The following is a 19,403-nucleotide window of genomic DNA, read 5'->3' as shown; positions in this document are numbered from 1 at the left end:
GCGCTTGTTAAGGCTCAGTACGGTGACGGCTGTTGCGGCCGAGTGTGGTGTAAAGCGGGCAATGACCGGTTGCGCCACTATATGCCAATAAGGCAATCAGGATAATTGAAATCAGTACGGCAACGCCATTAATGAAGGAGGAAAAGCACAATGCTAACAAATCGATTGCCAGCAGTCCACGCACAAGCCGGTCTATAAAACCAACGTTTTGTTTACGATTAGGCATCTTCACAGGTAGGTTAAGATGCTAATATATAATGTTTGTGTATAACAGTAACAAAAAGTTTAAAATACCTTTATCTTAATCTCTATAGAATATAGTTACTAATTTATCAATGTGCCTGAATCAGACTGCCTGGAACAGCATCTGCCATTCGGGCGGTCGTTTGCTTAATCCGCGCTACCCGAACGCCCGACAAGCGTTTATTGGCCAGTAAATAATCGGCCAGAGGCTGTTGGGTAAGCACTACCCGTTTGTAGTCTGATGAGGCATGAAGCAGGTATAGTCGGCCATTACGCCAGGTTGCGTACCCTACATGCCGCATATCCAGACCCGGCCGGGCTGCCGTTAGCATCACGATGTCACCCTCTCGAAATTTGTTTTCCAGCGATCTGAACAGTTTGCTTGGAATAAAGTAGAAAGGCTGCTGGCTAATATCCGATTGAACCTGAGTCATCTGCTTATAAACGGCAGGGTCGGCCAGGGGTGGGTATTTATGTACGGCGGCTGTCATATAGTTTACGGCTTTCTGCACCTGAACGCCACCAATTTCCCGGGTCACATCCTGAAGGATTCCTTTCTTTTCGTTGTCGCGAAGCCAGTCTGACAGATAATGCAATCGACTGGCGTACCCATCAATCTGACCATTTCGGTAGCGTAGCTTTGTCAGATAGCGTCGAAAAACCGTTTCCAGCTGAGCTGTTGTGTATTTAGCGGGTAGTTCCTGCTCGGCCAGTGCCAGCGCCAGGGTTGTTTCAATAAAGGTTGAACAGTCGAACTCGTGCAGATTCACCACCAATTGCTCGGTATCGTTGCCGTCGAGCGTGTGGTGCACATAAGGCTTCCCCAGTAAGGTTTCGGCGGTTTGCACTGCCGTTTCGGCGGTTGTCCGTCCGGGTAGTATGGTAATCTGGCGTAATTCATCAGTACCCTGAGCTGACGCCAGCAGGGGTGAGGCCAACAGTCCGAGCCAAAGCAGTCCTACTTTCATGTACGTTAGACGTTCACCTTCCAAAAAGTATTCGGTCTAGTTTGTGTTGAGTGAAAAAATCCTGACGCTCGTTGGGGGCATCGTAACCGGAATGCCAGTCATACCGCTGCCTGATGTGGTCTCCTTTGTCAGCAGTTGATCGGTTAAAAGGAGAGTATCGTTTCCGGCGATCTGCATCAACTGCAATGCATGCTCAGGTATGTTCAGGGTAACCGATAGTGCGTTCGTCTGATCAAAATTACAGACAATCAATAGCTTTTGGCTGTCTGTATAGCGCAGATAGCTGAAAACACGATGTTGATTGTAGCCTGCCGTTGCCTGGTTTGCCCATTGCAAGTCATAAAATGCACCTTCCCGAATGGCCTCAGACCCGTTAATGAACGTACCCAGCTTTTCGTAGAAGCCTCTCAACTCGCGTTGCTGTTCAGTTAATCCGTTGCCGTCATAGTTATGGCCATTCAGATACCCCTGCCAGTCGGTTAGCCCCCAATAGTCGAAGATGGTGGTGCGCCCGTCGTGGCCGCTGAATCCCTCGGCGTCTTCGCCCCGTACACCCACTTCCTGCCCAAAATAAACGAGGTAAGGGCCGGTGTGCATGGTTGCCGTTACCACCATGGCGGGAATTGCGCGTGCAGGATCAGTCGCAAAAAAAGAGGAGGCGATGCGCTGCTCGTCGTGCGTTTCCAGAAAGCGAAGCATATGTTCGGCAAAGTCGCCTGATTCCTGCTGCCACACGCGCGTCAGGTCGTAACAGCTCCCATGCCCTTCAATAAGCCGCCGGAGTGCATCATAGAGACCAACCTTGTCGTAGAGGTAATCGAAGCCGCCTTCGAAAATGAATGGGCGGTACAAACCCGGGTCGTAGATTTCAGCGATGAAGACGTGGGCTGGGTACGTTGCTCTGACCTTAGCCGTTACCCATTGCCAGAACGCAACCGGAACCAGGTGAGCCATGTCGCAGCGGAACCCATCCACACCTTTTCCGGCCCAGTACAGCATGATATCGAGCAGTTTGTACCATGTATCCGGGCGTTTAGTTGAGTCAGGCGAAGTGGTATGAAGCGCGCCATCGAACACGTTATAGCCATAGTTGAGCTTGATCGTTTCGTACCAGTCGTCGATGTGCGGCGCTTCGTTGATCGAGCCCGACCCGGTTACTTTCGCCGGTGCCTCATGTATAGGCACGGCCGTATTCGAGAGCGGAGTATATGCGTCAATGATGCCGGGTACAAATGGCGCAACGAAGGTGGTACCGGGCAGGTAGTAAAAATTGTTATCGGTCGAGAAGGCTTGCCGAACATCATCCCCTTCGCCCAGGTCGGCAATACCGGTCGGTTTAGCATCCGATCGGTACTGACGAGCGACGTGGTTGGGTACGAGGTCAATGATTACTTTCAGCCCATGAGCGTGGGTACGTGCCACCAGTGCCTCAAATTCGGCCATCCGGTCGGGCACCGACTGAGCAAAATCGGGTACCACATCGTAGTAATCTTTTATGGCGTAGGGCGATCCCGCGCGTCCTTTCACCACCGCCGGATCGTCGGGCTTAATCCCATGCACCGAATAGTCGGTCATGGTGGCATGTTCAGGAACACCGGTATACCAGATGTGCGTGGCTCCGAGTGTTTTTATACTGTTGAGTGCCGCATCGTTAATATCGGCGAACGTACCTGAGCCGTTGTCGGCAAGTGTACCCCAGGCGTGGTTTGTCGTATTGGTATTGCCAAATAGCCGGGGCAGCAGTTGGTAAATAATGAGTTTGTCGGATGCCATTAGGCAAAAATAGGTTTCAAGTGCCAGGTTTCAAGTCTTTGGTAGTGCTACTGGATGCCTAATGCGGGCTGGAGCAGCGCTACCGGAGACTTGAAACCTGACACTTGAAACCTATTTCTACTCTAGTATCGGATCTCCCAATACGGGTTCTGTTGCTCCTTGATCTGCTCGGCAATGTATGTTTTGAGCATGGTTTCGTACCCCTTTTCGTCTAGCTTTTTGGGCTTCTTTACCTTTGGGAGTTTAATATCAGCGGCAACGGGCTTGAAGGTGATACTGGCGGTCTCAATGATAACGTCACCATTGTTGATGTCCAGCTCCAGAATCAGTCCAGGCAGACCGCAGATGCGCTCAGGACCGGCAGATACGGGAATATCTTGCGCAAACCAGGCAGTCAATACCTGATCTTTCACGGAATCGGTTGTGGTGGCATTGATACACATATGGCCAGCAATCTCCCGAACCTGATTGCCGATCTTCCAGGAAGGAGCCCGTAGCGAGTCTTCTACGACGTACACCTTGCCCAACATCTCCTCAATATCGACCTGCTTTTCATTGGCAAAGTCACGGAAAAGGGCTAGCTCCCGGTTTCGCCAGGTATAGCGGCCATCTTCCGATTCGCTCGACTCGCTTTCGTATCCGTACAAGCTAGTAGTTGGCGTGAAGGTCAGCTTCATCTTTTCTTTGCTTCCCTCTTCATTTTTCCAGGTATTGGCCGCTCGGTCTTTCTGCTCCTGGCTCAGGTACGTCATACGCGCCGTGATTTTTGGCCAGAACGTGCGCCGGGTATAGAGCACAACGCCCTCAGTTTGGTTGGTTTGTGCCTCCGACAGGTACGTCGTGAGCAAGAGAAGGGTAAACAGAACTGGTTTAAGTAATCGAGTCATAGCGTTTTTGAGGGTTGTAGCACCGAAGCTCCAGCTTCGGTAATCCAGGCCTGTCAATCACTGCCGAAGCTGGAGCTTCGGCGTTACATCGTTTAATCCCAGCCATTGCTTTGGCGAACGCTGGCTTTTATGCCGCGCATGTTATAGGTCATGCTGAACATGAAGTAGCGAGCCAGTGTGCGGGTCCGTTCCGACGAAACCGAGTTTTGCCCGGCATACTGCGTAACGTTTACGTTCCGGTTCAGCATATCGTAGGCAGAAAGTCGAACTTCCATGCGCTTCGCCTTACCGATAAGTCGATAAATGGCTGAGTTCCAAAGCGGGATGCCCTGATTGAACCCAAATCGCTGGTTCCGGTAAATCTGGTAATTGAACGATGAACTGACGTAAATATCCCCCGGCAATTTCACGTTGGCATCGGCTTGGTAGCTGTTATTGATCGTTTGTGCATTCTGAGCCGTATTGATCGAGTAGCGGGCATTACCAATCCCTACTTCCGCGCTACCATAGAACGTAAACCAATCGGCAGGTGTCAGACTCAACTTCAGATTAGCATTATAGTTGGTCGTATTCGTTTGGTTATTTACACCATTGATAGGCGTAATAAGTTGACCAAGATTCAGGTTACCTCCCAGGTCAAGGGTTGCTTTCGTTTTCTTCAGCGGGAAGCTCAGGTAACTGTAGTAGCCGAAATTATAACCGCCCGTGATGTTCTGTGGCCGTGTGCTGGTGATCAGCGTGCGCGTGTCAATCGTCTGGCCATACACAATCTGGTTGATATTGTAGCCGTAGTTGACACCGCCGTAGAAGTTGGTAAACGAACCTGGATTGAAGTAGTTGAACCCTAAATTCAACCGGTGCGTGATGGCGGGTAACAGATCTGGATTGCCCTGCGTGATAAACAGCGGATTACTGTTGTCAACGATTGGCTGCAACTGACGTGACGTTGGCGTCTGCACCCCGACGTTATACCCACCGTACAGGTATTTGTTGTTCTTCAAGTCGAAGTTGACTGACATATTGGGCACAAAGGTGGTGAATGTACGGTCAATTCGGCCCAGGATCGGGAGCGTCTGATCAGACGCGTACTGTCCGTTGATCTGGAACTGCTGCACGGCGCCGCCTATCCCCAGGTTCAGTCCTTTGTTGGTATAGCGCAGGCTGGTACCCAGCCGGTTATACAGGTACGTGTTCGTGTAATAACGGCTCAGTGAATCGTTGCGGGTTGGCGTGTCGGTCTGGGTGTTCAACACGTTCCGATCGACCTCGTCATAGCGCAGGCTGAAATTATAGAACGACTCCCAGAAGAACTTCTTCGACAGCGGCTCAACAAACAACAGACTGGCTTTGTACTGAGATACGTTGCTGTTGGTCGACTGCAACTGACTGATGATCCGAAGCTGATCATTAATGTCAGTTGCTTCAAAGAATCGGTTTCTGGCTTCCAGGTCCAGCGTACCGTCGCTGCTGCTCAATTCGTAGTTAGCACTAGCGGCGAAACTGCGGCCTTTCTTCATGAACTTATGCCGGTAGATCAGCGCGTTAGATAGCCCGAACGACTGACCATTCCGGCTATTCACGGTCGTGTTCGAGGTGGTTGGCGTGGTGGCTGTGTTCAGAATCCGGCGAATATCACGGGTGCTCAGCAACAATGCAGTGCTGGTGTTGTAGCGGCCACTGGTCGAAAAGACCAACGTATTCAACGTGTCCAGCTGCTTTTCCAGGCGGAAACTGAACCGGTGGCTGCTGTTTTTGGTGGTCTGATTCGAAGCTGTGGTGGTGTTGAGGTCACCCGTCGGAATAAAGTTGGTCACCTCACCTAGGCTTTCAGTCCGCAGTTTTGTCTGGCTGAAGTAGTAGTTGCTGCTGACCTTCGTTTTCTTGGTGTCGTAGTTGTAATTGGCGCCACCTGCCACGTTATCGGATAGCCCTCGGCCCCGGTCGCCACCGGTAATGGGAATCGAGAAGCTTTCATCGTCGCCACCACCAATTATATAGTAGTTACCACTGCTGAAACCAAAGTCGGCGTTGTCGTTCCAGTTAAAGGAGTTACTGCCCCGGAAGTCCTGATAATCAGCCCAGGAAAGGCCTGTCTGGTTGGTATTGTTGGCTAGGCCGATCAGTGATAGCTGCTGCTTCTTGTCGAATTTATTGTAGCTGCCACGTACCTCGGCGCGGGCGGGCAGATTACTGGCCGGCCCGGCTCCACCCGTAATTTTTCCGAAGCCACCTTTCTTGAATTCTTCCTTCAATTCGAGGTTCATCGTCTTCTCTTTCGTGCCATCGTCAACGCCGGTTAATTTGGCTTTCTCAGTTTTGTCGCTGAATACCTGCACTTTCGAAATGGCCTCGGCCTGCAAGTTTTTAGTGGCGGTTTTCGGGTCATCGCTGAAAAACTGCTTACCATCTACGGTCACCCGTTTCACTTCCTGACCCTGCGCCCGAATATTCCCTTCGCGGTCGACAATCACGCCTGGTAATTTCCGGAGCAAATCCTCAACGGATGATCCTGGTGGCACCTTGAACGCACGAGTGTCATATTCGACCGTATCGCCGCGAATGGTCAGGGGTGCGCGGGCTGCTTTTACCACTACTTCATACAATTCTTTGGCAATCGGCTTGAGCTTGATTGTGCCCAGATCAACCGTCTGATCGGTGTCGAAATTGACCTTCTGGTTCAGCGGCATCATGCCCACGTACGTAATCTTCAGGATGTACGTACCTCGCTTTATACCTTTCAGCGAAAACTTGCCCGTTTCATCGGTGCGGCCAAAGCTGGTTAGCACTGAATCTTTACCCGTCTGGAGCATGACGGTCACAGAATTCAGCTTGGTCCCCAACGTGTCGGTAACGGTGGCCTGAAGCGTAAAACGCGTTGGTGCCGTTTGTGCGAAAGCGGCACTGGAAAAGAGACAAAAAAAGAAGAAAACGAGTAGGCGGTTTTTCATACGCAGTAGAGAGATAGAGAAGCAATAGGCCAAATGTAGGCACGCAATTAATCGCGTAGCCTGGGTTAAGGTATTTTAACTATAAATATAGTTTGAGCGGTACGACAGGGGGACGGATGGCTTTCAATGAGATGCATTGCCCGGTGAGATTGCATAAAAACAAGGTCAAAATCAATTGTAGGAACCGATTGCAAGTAGAAGTTGATTGGGCTGATAGATGTCGAAAAACAGTAAAAGATTGTAAGCAACATGTAAAAGTTGCGAGACCGGGCATTTACAGCCTTCGGCTCCTTATTAGGAGTCAGGATCGCCAGGTACGGCTGGAGAGGTAGCGGCTATCCATGGTAAAAGGATTCCCCAATAGATACGTTCGTTGCACTGGATAGGCATAAAAAAACCGAAAAGGGTTCTGCCTTTTCGGTTTGATAAACGTGTCTATTTTAATCTCAGTATAATCCGGGTGGTGACTTACAGAGTCATGTGTCTGAAAATCAACTAAGCGGTAGCTGATCAGTTACCTAGGCCTCTAATTGACTACGCTGACGACTTTTGTAACCTTGTTCCGGTGTGTAACCAACCGATTTTTTGCTGTAATAGCCCGTACCGTCATAGGTACGTAGGAGTGGATCATGCTTGCAGTCATCCGTACACGTACCTGCGTGGGCATCGCCACAGGCTTCGCAAAGCGGCACGTGGTTGTTACAAGCGGGGCTGGCGCAGTTAACCATGCGACTGCTGATGGTACCGCACCGATAGCATGTCGAGATCACCGTTGGGTTCACCTGGTTCACATCGACTGCCAGCCGGTTGTCGAACACGTAACATTGACCGTCAAACCCTTCGCCCGTGTTCTCCAAACCGTACTTAATAATGCCCCCGTGTAATTGGTACACATTCTCAAACCCCTGCGATAGGAGGTAAGCCGATGCTTTCTCGCACTTGATGCCACCGGTGCAATAGGTAATGATCTTTTTATCTTTCAAATGCGCAATCTCACCAACATGGTCGGGTAGCTCGCGCAGATTTTCCATATCGAACGTGACGGCTCCGCTAAACTTACCCACGCTGTGCTCGTAGTTCGACCGCATATCGACCAGCACCACATCCGGGTCGTCTTTCATGGCCTTAAATTCGGCAGGTTCCAGGTACGTTCCTGTCCGCTCCAATGGATTCACCGGTAATTCCGAATGGACAATTTCGGGCTTTACCCGAACGTGAAGTTTCTGAAAGGCGTGCGCTTCATGCGCATCCACTTTAAACTCAATGGCTGCAAACCGCGGATCGGACCGAACGGCTTCCATATAGGCATCGCAATCAATGGCAAGACCAGAAACGGTGCCGTTCAACCCTTCGGGCGCAACAATGATGCGGCCCAGCAAATTCAACTTAAGGCAAAGCTGATGCTGCTCTTCCCTGAACTGTTCGGGATCAGCAATGGGCGTATAGAAATAGTATAAAAGGACGCGGTATGGTTTCATGGCAAGTTTTACCTCACCCCCGACCCCTCTCCTGCTGAGAGGGGAGCTATTCAGCAGCAGAGCTACGCTGGCGCGGCTCCCCTCTCAGTAGGAGAGGGGTTGGGGGTGAGGTCAAGTATTACGCTTGCAAATTTACGAAAAAACGGGCGTTTTCGGGAGCCGTTGCTAAGGCGGCTACAGCACCAATGACGATCACTGCCGGGTTATCTATTCCCGACCGGGCAACGTCGTCAACGATGGTACGAATACTTCCAACGACAACACGTTGTTGCGGAGTGGTCCCATTCTGGATGATGGCGATTGGTGTTTCGCCCTTACCAACTCCACTGAACAGGGCCGCTATTTCAGGCAGTTTATGCATTCCCATCAAAACAACGACAGTTGCGGATGACTGGGCTGCCAGATGCAGGTCTTTCGAGAGTTTCCCCGCCTTGGTTGTGCCGGTCACGACCCAGAAACTTTCAGATAAACCGCGCGACGTCAACGGGACACCTGCCGCCGCCGGAACGGCGTAACTGCTCGAAATACCAGGAATAACCTCAACCTCCAGGCCATGCTGCCGGGCGTAGTCAAGCTCTTCGTAGCCCCGTCCAAACACAAATGAGTCGCCGCCTTTCAGGCGAACTACGTGCCCGTAATTCTGCGCGTAGTGAACAATTAGTGGGTTGATTTCTTCCTGCATGCAGGAATACGCACCACGCCGTTTACCCACATACACTTTGAGAGCATCGGGGCGGCAATAGTCAAGCAGTTCTTCAGCAACGAGGGCATCATACATGACCACGTCGGCAGTTTTCAGTGCCTTTATTCCTTTTAACGTAATCAGATCAGGGTCGCCAGGACCCGCGCCGATGAGGGTTACCTTCATGATACGATGTACGATGTACGACTGACGAAGTACGATTTGCGTTGCTGTTTTATAATATGGTTACTTAAGCAGCGCAAATCGTACTTCGTCAGTCGTACATCGGAAGTCAGTTTAGCTATCCTGTGCCTGAACGAGTTCTGTCAATGCGGGGAGGCCTTCGAGTTGGATTTGCTGGTCGCGGTAGGCCCGTACAGACGCCAGAAACTCGCTGGCTTCGCTGATGAACGAGGTCGCGAATTCTTCTGTCGGTTCGTGCTTGTTGATGCTGAATACCAGTGATTTAAAGGCCGAGTCGTCTGTATGAAAACCGGCAACACCAGCAAACTCACGGTCAAAATCAGACACGATACCGTGTTGTGTGTTCGTGGGTACGTCGCGGCTCATCAGGGCTGCTTTAGCACCGGTGATGAACACGTTATAGGCGTGATAAATGGCGTCGGCCCAACGGCTGTCTGCCTGTGCTTCTGTTGCCCAGTTTAGTTTGTCAGACGCTTCGTCGAGCGTAGTCGCTACCAAATCGAGCATAACGCCGGCACATTCACCGACACCCACTTCGGTCGCGTATTGCTCGGTATGATCCCAGTCAACATAGTCGCTGTCGGTCACCGTTTTCAGGTCGGCCAGTGGCTTCAGCAGCGTATAGAAATAATTCTTACCCTGCCGACCATAGTAATTATTATAATATTCGCCGTCGAAAGCATTGGCTTCGTAGTCGTTGAACAACGTGCGAAGTGCAGCCGGGCCGCGTTTGGTGGGTAGTTTAATGACCTTGTCGCCCATCTGACCAGCACCTTCCGCATTGAAACCGCCGCCAAGCAAAACCTGTAGAGCCGGCAATACATACGCGCCATTCTTGATCGACGAGCCGTGGAAGCCAATGTTAGCCACCGAGTGCTGACCGCAGCCGTTCATGCAGCCGCTGATCTTGATCTTGATGTCGGTATTGTACACGATGTCAGGAAACTCCTCCTTCATCAGGTCTTCCAGCACGCGTGTGATGCCGTAGCTGCTGGTGATGGCCAGGTTACAGGTGTCGGTACCGGGGCAGGTCGTAATGTCGGCCGTGGTGTCGAAGCCCGGTTTGGCAAGACCCAGCGTATCGAGTGCATCGTACAGCGCAGATAAGTTCTCGGGACGAACGTACCTGAGCAGGTAGCCCTGATTGACCGTTACCCGAATGTCGTCACCTGCATACTGCCGCACGATCTGGGCCAGGGCACGCGCCGTATCAGACGACATGTCGCCCAGCAACACCCGCAGTTGCACGGCGTACCAACCCGCCTGTTTTTGCTCAAATACGTTGGTTTTAAACCAGGTAGTAAACGCTTCGTCCTGACGGTCAGGTTGGTAACCGGTCAATTCAGGTTGCGGCGCTTTTTCATCGGCCAATGCTGAGGAACTGTCTATAACGTATTCCTTGCTCTTCAGCGCCGTCCATTCAGTTTGCACACGGCTCAGGAACTCCTCCAGACCTATATCGTTCAGGAGGTATTTCATCCGGGCTTTGTGCCGTTTGGTGCGCTCACCGTAGCGGTCGAATACACGAATTACGGCCTCGATGAAGGGGATAATCTGCTCTTCGACAATGAACTCGGTAGCCGTTTGCGCGGCGAATGGCTGTGCGCCCAGTCCACCGGCTAGCAGCACTTTGAAACCACGTTTTCCGTCCTGAATGCGTGGAATCAGACCGATATCGTGCATGTAGCCATAAGCCGAATCACGTTCTGATGACGACAACGCGATCTTGAACTTACGACCCATATCCTGACAAATCGGATTGCGCAGGAAGTAGGCATAAATAGCATGGGCGTAGGGAGAAACGTCAAACGGTTCTTCGGGGTCGATACCTGCCCGCGCTGAGCCGGTTACGTTTCGAACGGTATTACCACAGGCTTCTTTCAGCGTGATACCGGCGTCTTCGAGTTCAGCCCAAAGCTGAGGCGAATCGGCTAGTTTAACGAAGTGAAGCTGAATATCCTGACGGGTCGTTGCATGCAGATTTCCCGTGGCGTAGCGGTCCGACACGTCGGCAATACGAACAAGCTGATCGGCGGTGATCCGTCCGTAGGGGAGCTTGATCCGGATCATCTGCACGCCTGCCTGACGCTGTCCGTATACACCCCGTGCCAAACGGAACTTGCGGAATTGCTCGTCGGTCATCTGCCCGGTAGTAAAGGCATCGACTTTTTGCTGGAGGTCGTTGATATCACGCTGAGCCGCCCGGCTGACGTTGGGAGAAAAGGTAATAGACATATTTACTATTACTCTATAGAGTTTATATACTGACTAATTAAAACAAAGGCCGGAGGTGGAATCCGGCTTAGTCGTTGTGAAGATACGTACCTACTAAATTTGAAACCCACTAAAATCGTTCCGAAATGGTCGATTTTAGTGGGTTTTGCGTAATAAGACGCATGTCAAATCACAACTGGTTTAGCTTTCAGGAAGCTAATTTTTGACAGCGGCAGCCTCTGTCAAGAGAAGCAGGCATATTGCATCACTCATTTCGCTTTGGTGGCGCTCAACTCCTGACCTTGTGCCGCCAACGTCAAGCCTGTGACCGCCTTTGTCGCTGCATCACGAATGAATGTGATGATCGATCCATACGAACTGGTCGATTTGAACTGGTCAGCCTGAGCCTGTTTGATGAGCTTGTTTTCACCCATACCTGCATCGCCGTAAAGGAAACCATCTTTGACCGTGATTGTGAAGGTGCTGATTGGACTGCCGCCAGAAAACGTATACGTACCTGCATATACGCGTAAACTATCCGACTGGTTAGCGGTGGCTGGCGTTGGTGTAGTCGTTTGTGCGCTGGCGTTAATCATGCCCGCCGACAAGAAACTGATAATCAGTAATGTGCGTAAGTTCATATCCAGAAAAGTTAAAATAAAAGTGATTGATTAATAGAAAGTTCGACAAAATTTCTGGCTATATATGCACGGCACCAAATCTATGTCGCGTTAACTCACCTTTTTGAACATAGCCTTCTGCCCATCGTTTTGCTGAAGTACTCGACTTATCGATTTCCTATGCAAACGACCCTGTCACCTCCCGCACCTGTGGAGAATGCCTCCGCCGCTCTGCCCGCTCTCGGCACCGTTCGATTAACGGTAAACGGAACTGCTAAAACGCTGCAAATTGCTCCCTGGACAACACTGCTGGATGCACTGCGCGAATACCTGAATCTGACTGGCACCAAAAAGGGCTGCGATCATGGCCAATGCGGTGCCTGCACCGTACTGATAAATGGCAAACGGATCAACTCCTGCCTGACCCTGGCGGTGATGCACGATGATCACGAGATCACCAGCATTGAAGGATTGGCCAACGCTGATGGTTCATTACACCCGCTCCAGACTGCTTTTGTAGATCATGACGCGTTCCAGTGCGGCTATTGTACGCCGGGACAAATCTGTTCGGCTGTTGGCCTGATGAACGAGGGACAAGCCAAGTCGGAAGCTGACGTTCGCGAGTTGATGAGCGGAAACATCTGCCGCTGTGGTGCCTACCCGCACATTGTCGACGCCGTTACGGAGGTAATGGGGATCGAAAAACAAGCATAATTCATCCCAAACAGCGCCACGTTATGAACCCATTTGCCTATTCCCGCCCCGATTCGATCGACTCAGCCATTGACGAGCTAGTGACCGAACCGGCTGCCAAATTCATTGGAGGCGGCACCAACCTCATCGACTTGATGAAGGAAAATATCGAAAAGCCTTCGCGGCTTATTGATATCAACCGGTTGCCCCTAACCGACATCGTTGAACTACCCGATGGTGGATTGCGCCTTGGTGCTCTGGCGACCAACGCCGATACGGCCTACAATCCGTTAGTGAAAGAGCGATATCCATTGCTGTCGCAGACGATTCTGGCGGGTGCATCACCTCAGCTTCGGAATATGGCTACCAACGGCGGTAACCTCTTCCAACGTACCCGGTGCTACTATTTCTACGACACCAGTATGCCCTGCAACAAACGCAAACCTGGCAGTGGCTGCGGAGCATTGAACGGCTACAACCGAATTCATGCAATTCTGGGTACGTCGGACAGTAATCCGTTGACGACCTGTATTGCCACGCACCCATCCGATATGTGTGTAGCGCTGGCTGCGCTCGAAGCTGTTGTTCGCGTAGAGGGTCCAAATGGTGAGCGTACGGTTGCGATGGCTGATTTTCACCGATTGCCCGGGAATGAGCCTCAATACGATAACACCCTGCAACCCGGCGAGATCGTAACGGCTATTGATCTGCCTGCCAACGGATTTGCCCAACATTACAATTACCTGAAACTCCGTGACCGGGCCTCGTATGCCTTCGCTCTGGTGTCTGTCGCTGCTGGCTTGGAACTTGAAGGAAACACCGTAACCAACGCGCGGATTGCATTGGGTGGTGTGGCCCACAAGCCTTGGCGAAAAACGGAGGCGGAAGAACTGCTGGTTGGCAAAGAGGCGGTTGCCGCAAACTTCCGGCCCGTTGCCGAGAAGCTGCTGGAAGGAGCGAAAGGATACGGCCACAATACGTTTAAGATCGATCTGGCAAAACGGGCCATCGTTCGTGCTTTGACTGAAGCGGTAACCATGCAGAAAGCCACGCCACAGTGAGTGAATCAACTAAAAAGACTCAACAAATGACTTATATCGGACAACCCGTTAAACGTGTCGAAGGCGCGGATAAAGTGACCGGCAAGGCAAAATATGCCGCTGAGTTTAACGTACCTGACCTGACCTACGGCTACGTCGTGTCGAGCGCGCTCGTGAAAGGAAAGATCACCAGTATCGATACATCAGAGGCCCTGGCTCTACCCGGCGTGCTGGAGGTCTTCACGCATGAGAACCGGCCCAAAACCGCCTGGTTCGACATGAATTACAAGGATATGGATGCGCCGCCCGGCTCACCGTTCCGGCCCTTACACGACGAAAAAATCAAGTATAGTGGCCAACCCATTGCGCTGGTCGTAGCTGAAACCTTTGAGCTGGCCCGCTACGCCGCGTCGCTCGTGAAAGCCACCTACGAGCAGGAAGCTCACGAGACCGATCTGGAAGCCCATCTGGCCGAAGCCCGCGATCCTGCAGTTGGCGTAGCGAGCCTGCTGAAACCGCCACCACCCAAACCACGTGGCAATGCCGATATGGCGATGATGGCGGCAGACGTCTCGATTAAAGCGCGGCATGTGCATGGTCCACAGCATCATAACCCAATGGAAATGTTTGCAACAACGGTGGAGTACGGGAAGGAAGATAAGGACGGGAAACCTTACCTGACGATCTACGACAAAACGCAGGGCGCCTACAACAGCCAGCTCTACGTAGCGCAGATATTCGATCTGCCGTTTAGCCACGTACGGGTCATTTCGCCCTACGTAGGTGGTGGTTTTGGCTCAGGACTTCGGCCTCAGTATCAGCTGTTTCTGGCCGTAATGGCGTCTAAAGCGCTGAAACGGTCGGTACGGGTCACACTCACCCGGCAGCAGATGTTTACGTTCGGCCACCGCCCAAACACGGTGCAGGAGGTTGAACTTGGCGCTTCATCCGACGGAACCATTACCGCCATTAAACACGACGCCAAAGCAGCCACGTCGCAGTTTGAAGATTATACCGAAGTGGTTGTAAACTGGACAGGCATGCTCTACGACGTACCTGATACCACGCTGACGTATAAACTGAAGCCACTGGACATTTATTCGCCCCTCGATATGCGGGCACCCGGCGGTGTTACGGGCGATCACGCCATTGAAACGGCTATCGATGCACTGGCCTACGAGCTTGGCATGGACCCGGTTGAATTGCGGTTGAAAAACTATTCCGAGAAGAACTGGACGGAAGGCGATAAGCCGTATTCAAGCAAGGAGCTACGGGCCTGTTTTTATCAGGGGGCTGAACGCTTTGGCTGGAAAGAGCGGAACCCTGAACCACGGTCGATGAAGCGAGGTCATAACCTGGTAGGCTGGGGGATGGCAACCGGCATCTGGGACGCCGGGCGATTGTTTGCCCGGGCTGAAGCGATCCTGACGGTGAACGGAAAACTCCGCGTGAGCAGCGCCACGGCCGATATTGGCACAGGTACGTATACGATCATGACGCAGATTGCCGCCGACACGTTAGGCATGCCAATCGAGGACGTGATCTTCAAATTAGGTGATACTGAAATGCCGCTGGCTCCCTTCCAGGGTGGCTCAATGACCATTTCGACGGTAGGCTCGGCCGTTAAGCAGGTGTGCGAAGATCTGGGTAAGAAATTGCTTAAGCTGGCCGGTAAAGACGCCAAGTCGCCGTTTTATGATGCAAACTGGAAAGACGTCACGTTTTTTGATGGTGAACTACGCCTGAAAAAAGACCCGCACGTGTCGATGAAACTTGTTGATATCGTAGCCCTGAACGGTGGTAGGGCCGTGAGCGAAACGTCCACGTCGATGCCGAATCCGTTGGTGTCGGGTAAGTATTCGAAGCACACTCACTCGGCCGCGTTTGTCGAGGTTGAGGTTGATGAAGACCTGGGGACGGTGACGGTGAAAAGGGCAGTAACGGCCGTAGCGGGTGGTCGGATCATGAATCCCCGTACAGCCCGCAGCCAGATCATTGGCGGTATGGTTTGGGGTATCAGCAGTGCCTTGCAGGAAGACAGTAAAATGGACCATAATTACGGCCGGTTTATGAACCACAACCTGGCCGAATACCACGTACCTGTCTGCGCTGATATCCATGACCTCGACGTGATCTTCGTAGAAGAACACGATGATATCGTAAATCCGCTTGGCGCAAAAGGGCTTGGTGAGATTGGTATCGTGGGTATGCCCGCCGCGATTGCCAACGCTGTTTTCCACGCCACCGGCAAACGGATCTATGACCTTCCGATCACCATCGATCGGGTGCTTTACTAGGAAGATTTGTTTTCAGTGCTACAGCGCGCAGTAGCACTGAAAACAAGGCAGTTTATTCAGTAGCAGACTGCCATTTGGCTACGTCTTCCGGCGTATCTAAATCGATGGTACCCTGCTCAAATGGCACCCCGGCTACATCGTCGGGGTGTTTTTGTACCAGCTTTCTGGCACCGGTATCACCTTCCAACGATTTCAACGCCTCAAAAAATTCGGGGCGGAACAGCACAGGAACACCCAGTGTGTCGCCGTATTCGCTGGCGATAATGCCTTTATGCGTCGACGTGGCTGTTTCGATCAGTTGCTCGATCAGCGCCCGGCTTACATAAGGTTGATCCGTCAGCAGAACCAGAATGGCTTCGGGGAATGTCTTTTCCAGCGTTTCCACGCCGACTTTAAGCGAACTGGCCATGCCCGTTTTCCAGTCTGGGTTCGGCACAACACGGACCTGAATATCGTGAATCGCTTCCCTGATAGGTTCGGCATTGGCACCGACGACAACGACAACCGGACCGGCGTTGAGGTCATGGGCAAGCTGCGCCATATGGCGAACAAGCGGTTGTCCGTTCTTTTCCAGTAATTGTTTAGGCTGTCCCAGGCGAGACGATTCGCCTGCGGCCAGAATAATGGTGCCGATAGTCATAGGTAGGTAGCTTTACTGTCTTATAGTAATTTCGATACGTAACGATTTACGCAGTAGCGCAGATGTATACTGTGGAAGCTGTCAATGCTTTCCAACCAAAAATAGCTGGCTATACCGTACTGTCTGAGAAATCATATTCACCGGCCTGCTTGCCCGTTTCCAGAAGGTTCTCACATCAGGGGAAAAGCGACCTTGCCCACAACCAGCGCTATAAACTACTTTTACCCATGCTGCACCAAGAATTTTCACCTCCGAAAGGGCTACAGGATTCCATAAAGTGCTTTTGGTATAACAGTCGAGATGTCGGAGAACAGGAGTCGAATTTTGAGGTACTGCCTGACGGTTACGCTGAACTGATCTTTTATTTTGGAAGTGCCTGTAGCATTTTCCACAATGGAGGCTTGCAGCCATTGCCATCACCATTTATGGTATGGCTGCTTAATCAGCCGGTTGTTTTTTACACGAGAAATCGGTTGGAAATCATCGGCATCCGATGCTTTCCCTGGGCCGTCTTCGATTTGCTAGGCCTGCCACCAGGTAATGACGGACTACGGGTAGTTGATCATCCAATTGCTCAGCTTCAACCCATCTTAACAAAGCTGATCCATGCTGGTGATATAGAGACGGCGTTAGATCACTTGGACCAGTATTTTCTGGATAACCGATCGCGAACTGCCAGCGACAACACGCTGGCCAGGGCTGGCGTTGCCATGCGGAAAGCAAACGGTACCATGCCGGTGAGCCAGGTAGCTGCGGCGGCGCATGCGACGATTCGTACGCTGGAAAGGAAGTTCAAGCAATCGTCTGGCTATAGCGTTAAAGACGTGTCCGGTCTAATTCGTTTTGAGCAGGTTCGAAACCACCTGTGGCTTTTTCCGGATGCCAATCTGGCTGGTATAGCGCATGAGTTTGGCTACACCGATCAATCTCATTTGAGCCGAGAGTTTAAGCGGTACAGTGGCACGTCACCAGGCGCATTCGCGCGGAAAGCAAAAAAACAGGCTATCGATTTTGTCGCGTTTGTACAAGCCTAGGCCTTAGGCAATCCAGAATTTTGTGTGACAATCAGTCCTTATGAAAGCAACACAAAATCAGTCTATTTACGATGTACTCATCGCAGGTGCGGGCCCTGTAGGGCTTTTTCTGGCCTGTGAACTGGCCCTGGCCAACTGTTCAGTTCTGATACTGGAAAAAAAAGAAACCCCACACTCGCCTTTGAAGCAATTTCCTTTTGGGATTCGTGGACTATCGGCTCCTACTATAGAAGCATTTTATCGCCGCGGATTGCTGGACGAACTTGAACTACATAAACGCCTTAAAAACCCACATAGCACCCCAGGTAAGGAAGGGCCGCAGCCACATCGTCAGGGTGGACACTTCGCGGGCATTCCATTCAATCTCAACGACATTGATACGTCGCAGTGGACGCTTCGCCTGCCAGGTTCGACCGACCCAAGTTTGATTTCTACGATGGAGGAGCTTGAAACGGTGCTGACTCGCCGTGCAGAATCATTAGGCGTGGGCATCAGGCGCGGGCTTACCCTGACCGACGTTCGTCAAACCGAGGATGGGGTACTTTGCCAGTCAGGTGAGCAATCGTTTCAGGGCAAATGGCTTGTGGGGTGCGATGGAAGCCGCAGTGTTGTTCGCAAAGCGGGCGGGTTTGAGTTTGCCGGTACAGAGCCAGCATTTACCGGCTACTCCGCTCAGGTTGACCTTGCCGACCCGGAGAAACTACGCCCAGGCCGCAACCTGACACCAACTGGTATGTATTTCCAGTCGCAGCCTGGCTATCTGGTAATGCTGGAGTTTGATGGCGGGGCAGCGCATAAGGCCGAAAAGTCAGTTACGCTTGAACACGTGCAGGATGTATTACGTCGTGTGTCGAACACCGACGTTGCAATCAATGCGCTTCATACCGCAACCACGTGGACTGACCGGGCACGGCAAACCACAACCTACCGCAACGGACGGTTACTGGTAGCCGGTGATGCTGCGCATATTCATTCGCCCTTGGGAGGTCAGGGGCTTAATCTTGGTATAGGTGATGCTATGAACCTTGGCTGGAAGCTGGCCGCAACTATACAACGGAAAGCGCCGGAAGGCTTGCTGGACAGTTATGCTACCGAGCGCCATCCAATTGGTGCCCAGGTGCTGGACTGGTCACGTGCTCAGGTAGCCATTATGCGGCCGGACCCACATGCCCGTGCGCTGAATGCGATTATCCGCGACCTGATGCAAACGCGCGACGGTGCCACGTACATGGCCGGACGGGTGTGGGGTATTTACACGCATTATGATCTGGGTAGCGGCCACCCGCTTGTCGGTCATAGCGTTCCTGATGTTGAGTTCGAGAATGGTACACGACTTGGCGAGCTACTACGCGATGGTCAAGGCATACTGCTCGATTTTGATGGTAATCCGGCTCTTAAAACGCTGGCAAGTGACATTGGTAATCGAATTCATTATATATCGGACAGGGTAAAAGACCATTTGGCTGTGCATGCCCTTCTGATACGTCCTGACGGAATTATTGCCTGGGCATCGGATAACGACTCCGGTTATAACGAACTCCGTAAAGCAGCCGCTCGCTGGTTCGTTCATGAGTAGCTAAACGCTCAGAATCAAGGTGTGACTTATTCGTTATTGCCGTAGGTGGCCGCGCTTTATGAACGAGAAAAGGTACGTCCTTACTAATCGCCTCAACGTCAATTGT

15 protein-coding genes are annotated in these 19,403 nt (G+C 51.8%); 5 read left to right on the top strand and 10 right to left on the bottom strand.

Annotated features, from left to right (window positions below; translation table 11 throughout):
• Positions 1 to 7: 7 nt before the first annotated feature.
• From J2I46_RS21275 to J2I46_RS21235, 9 genes are all read right to left on the bottom strand, one after another.
• Positions 8 to 226, bottom strand: coding sequence for a YgaP family membrane protein (locus tag J2I46_RS21275; protein WP_207331088.1), 219 nt, complete (start codon positions 224 to 226; stop codon positions 8 to 10).
• A gap of 106 nt (positions 227 to 332) precedes the next feature.
• The gene (locus J2I46_RS21270) at positions 333 to 1,211 is read right to left on the bottom strand and encodes an N-acetylmuramoyl-L-alanine amidase-like domain-containing protein (protein ID WP_207331087.1); all 879 of its coding nucleotides are present in this window, start codon (positions 1,209 to 1,211) and stop codon (positions 333 to 335) included.
• 36 nt (positions 1,212 to 1,247) lie between these two features.
• Positions 1,248 to 2,984 carry an alpha-amylase family protein gene (locus J2I46_RS21265; RefSeq protein ID WP_207331086.1) on the bottom strand — a complete coding sequence of 579 codons (1,737 nt, stop codon included), beginning with the start codon at positions 2,982 to 2,984 and terminating at the stop codon, positions 1,248 to 1,250.
• A gap of 122 nt (positions 2,985 to 3,106) precedes the next feature.
• A complete protein-coding gene (locus J2I46_RS21260; protein WP_207331085.1) occupies positions 3,107 to 3,871 on the bottom strand; it encodes a GLPGLI family protein in 765 nt (254 codons plus the stop codon).
• Positions 3,872 to 3,963: 92 nt separating this feature from the next.
• Positions 3,964 to 6,819: an outer membrane beta-barrel family protein gene (locus J2I46_RS21255; protein WP_207331084.1), complete on the bottom strand. Its 2,856-nt coding sequence runs from the start codon at positions 6,817 to 6,819 to the stop codon at positions 3,964 to 3,966.
• 518 nt (positions 6,820 to 7,337) lie between these two features.
• Positions 7,338 to 8,297 (bottom strand): oxygen-dependent tRNA uridine(34) hydroxylase TrhO, encoded by a 960-nt coding sequence (gene trhO, locus J2I46_RS21250; protein ID WP_207331083.1) that lies wholly within the window; start codon positions 8,295 to 8,297, stop codon positions 7,338 to 7,340.
• A gap of 118 nt (positions 8,298 to 8,415) precedes the next feature.
• Positions 8,416 to 9,165 carry a uroporphyrinogen-III C-methyltransferase gene (cobA, locus tag J2I46_RS21245; RefSeq protein ID WP_207331082.1) on the bottom strand — a complete coding sequence of 250 codons (750 nt, stop codon included), beginning with the start codon at positions 9,163 to 9,165 and terminating at the stop codon, positions 8,416 to 8,418.
• Positions 9,166 to 9,276: 111 nt separating this feature from the next.
• Positions 9,277 to 11,418, bottom strand: a complete 2,142-nt coding sequence (locus tag J2I46_RS21240; protein WP_207331081.1) for a nitrite/sulfite reductase — start codon at positions 11,416 to 11,418, stop codon at positions 9,277 to 9,279.
• Positions 11,419 to 11,666: 248 nt separating this feature from the next.
• Positions 11,667 to 12,038: a DUF3471 domain-containing protein gene (locus tag J2I46_RS21235; protein WP_207331080.1), complete on the bottom strand. Its 372-nt coding sequence runs from the start codon at positions 12,036 to 12,038 to the stop codon at positions 11,667 to 11,669.
• Between the two features lie 159 nt (positions 12,039 to 12,197).
• Here J2I46_RS21235 and J2I46_RS21230 point away from each other — a divergent pair, with 159 nt between their 5' ends.
• The 3 genes from J2I46_RS21230 to J2I46_RS21220 are packed head-to-tail and all read left to right on the top strand — an operon-like array spanning position 12,198 to position 16,047.
• A complete protein-coding gene (locus J2I46_RS21230) occupies positions 12,198 to 12,731 on the top strand; it encodes a (2Fe-2S)-binding protein (protein WP_207331079.1) in 534 nt (177 codons plus the stop codon).
• 23 nt (positions 12,732 to 12,754) lie between these two features.
• Positions 12,755 to 13,771, top strand: coding sequence for an FAD binding domain-containing protein (locus J2I46_RS21225; RefSeq protein WP_207331078.1), 1,017 nt, complete (start codon positions 12,755 to 12,757; stop codon positions 13,769 to 13,771).
• A 26-nt stretch (positions 13,772 to 13,797) separates the two neighbouring features.
• Entirely contained in the window at positions 13,798 to 16,047 is a 2,250-nt protein-coding gene (locus tag J2I46_RS21220) for a xanthine dehydrogenase family protein molybdopterin-binding subunit (protein WP_207331077.1), read from the top strand.
• A 52-nt stretch (positions 16,048 to 16,099) separates the two neighbouring features.
• On the opposite strand, the gene J2I46_RS21215 is transcribed toward J2I46_RS21220, so the two are convergent.
• Entirely contained in the window at positions 16,100 to 16,687 is a 588-nt protein-coding gene (locus J2I46_RS21215; protein ID WP_207331076.1) for a nucleotidyltransferase family protein, read from the bottom strand.
• 227 nt (positions 16,688 to 16,914) lie between these two features.
• On the opposite strand from J2I46_RS21215, the gene J2I46_RS21210 reads away from it, so the two are divergent.
• Positions 16,915 to 17,721 carry a helix-turn-helix domain-containing protein gene (locus J2I46_RS21210; protein WP_207331075.1) on the top strand — a complete coding sequence of 269 codons (807 nt, stop codon included), beginning with the start codon at positions 16,915 to 16,917 and terminating at the stop codon, positions 17,719 to 17,721.
• Between the two features lie 40 nt (positions 17,722 to 17,761).
• Positions 17,762 to 19,297 (top strand): FAD-dependent monooxygenase, encoded by a 1,536-nt coding sequence (locus J2I46_RS21205; protein WP_207331074.1) that lies wholly within the window; start codon positions 17,762 to 17,764, stop codon positions 19,295 to 19,297.
• Positions 19,298 to 19,403: the final 106 nt, after the last annotated feature.

Origin of the sequence: Fibrella forsythiae (genome assembly GCF_017353175.1) — a bacterium.
Lineage (GTDB): Bacteria > Bacteroidota > Bacteroidia > Cytophagales > Spirosomataceae > Fibrella > Fibrella forsythiae.
The sequence above is the reverse complement of the archived record's forward strand: the minus strand, read 5'-3'. Positions and strand labels throughout refer to the sequence as shown.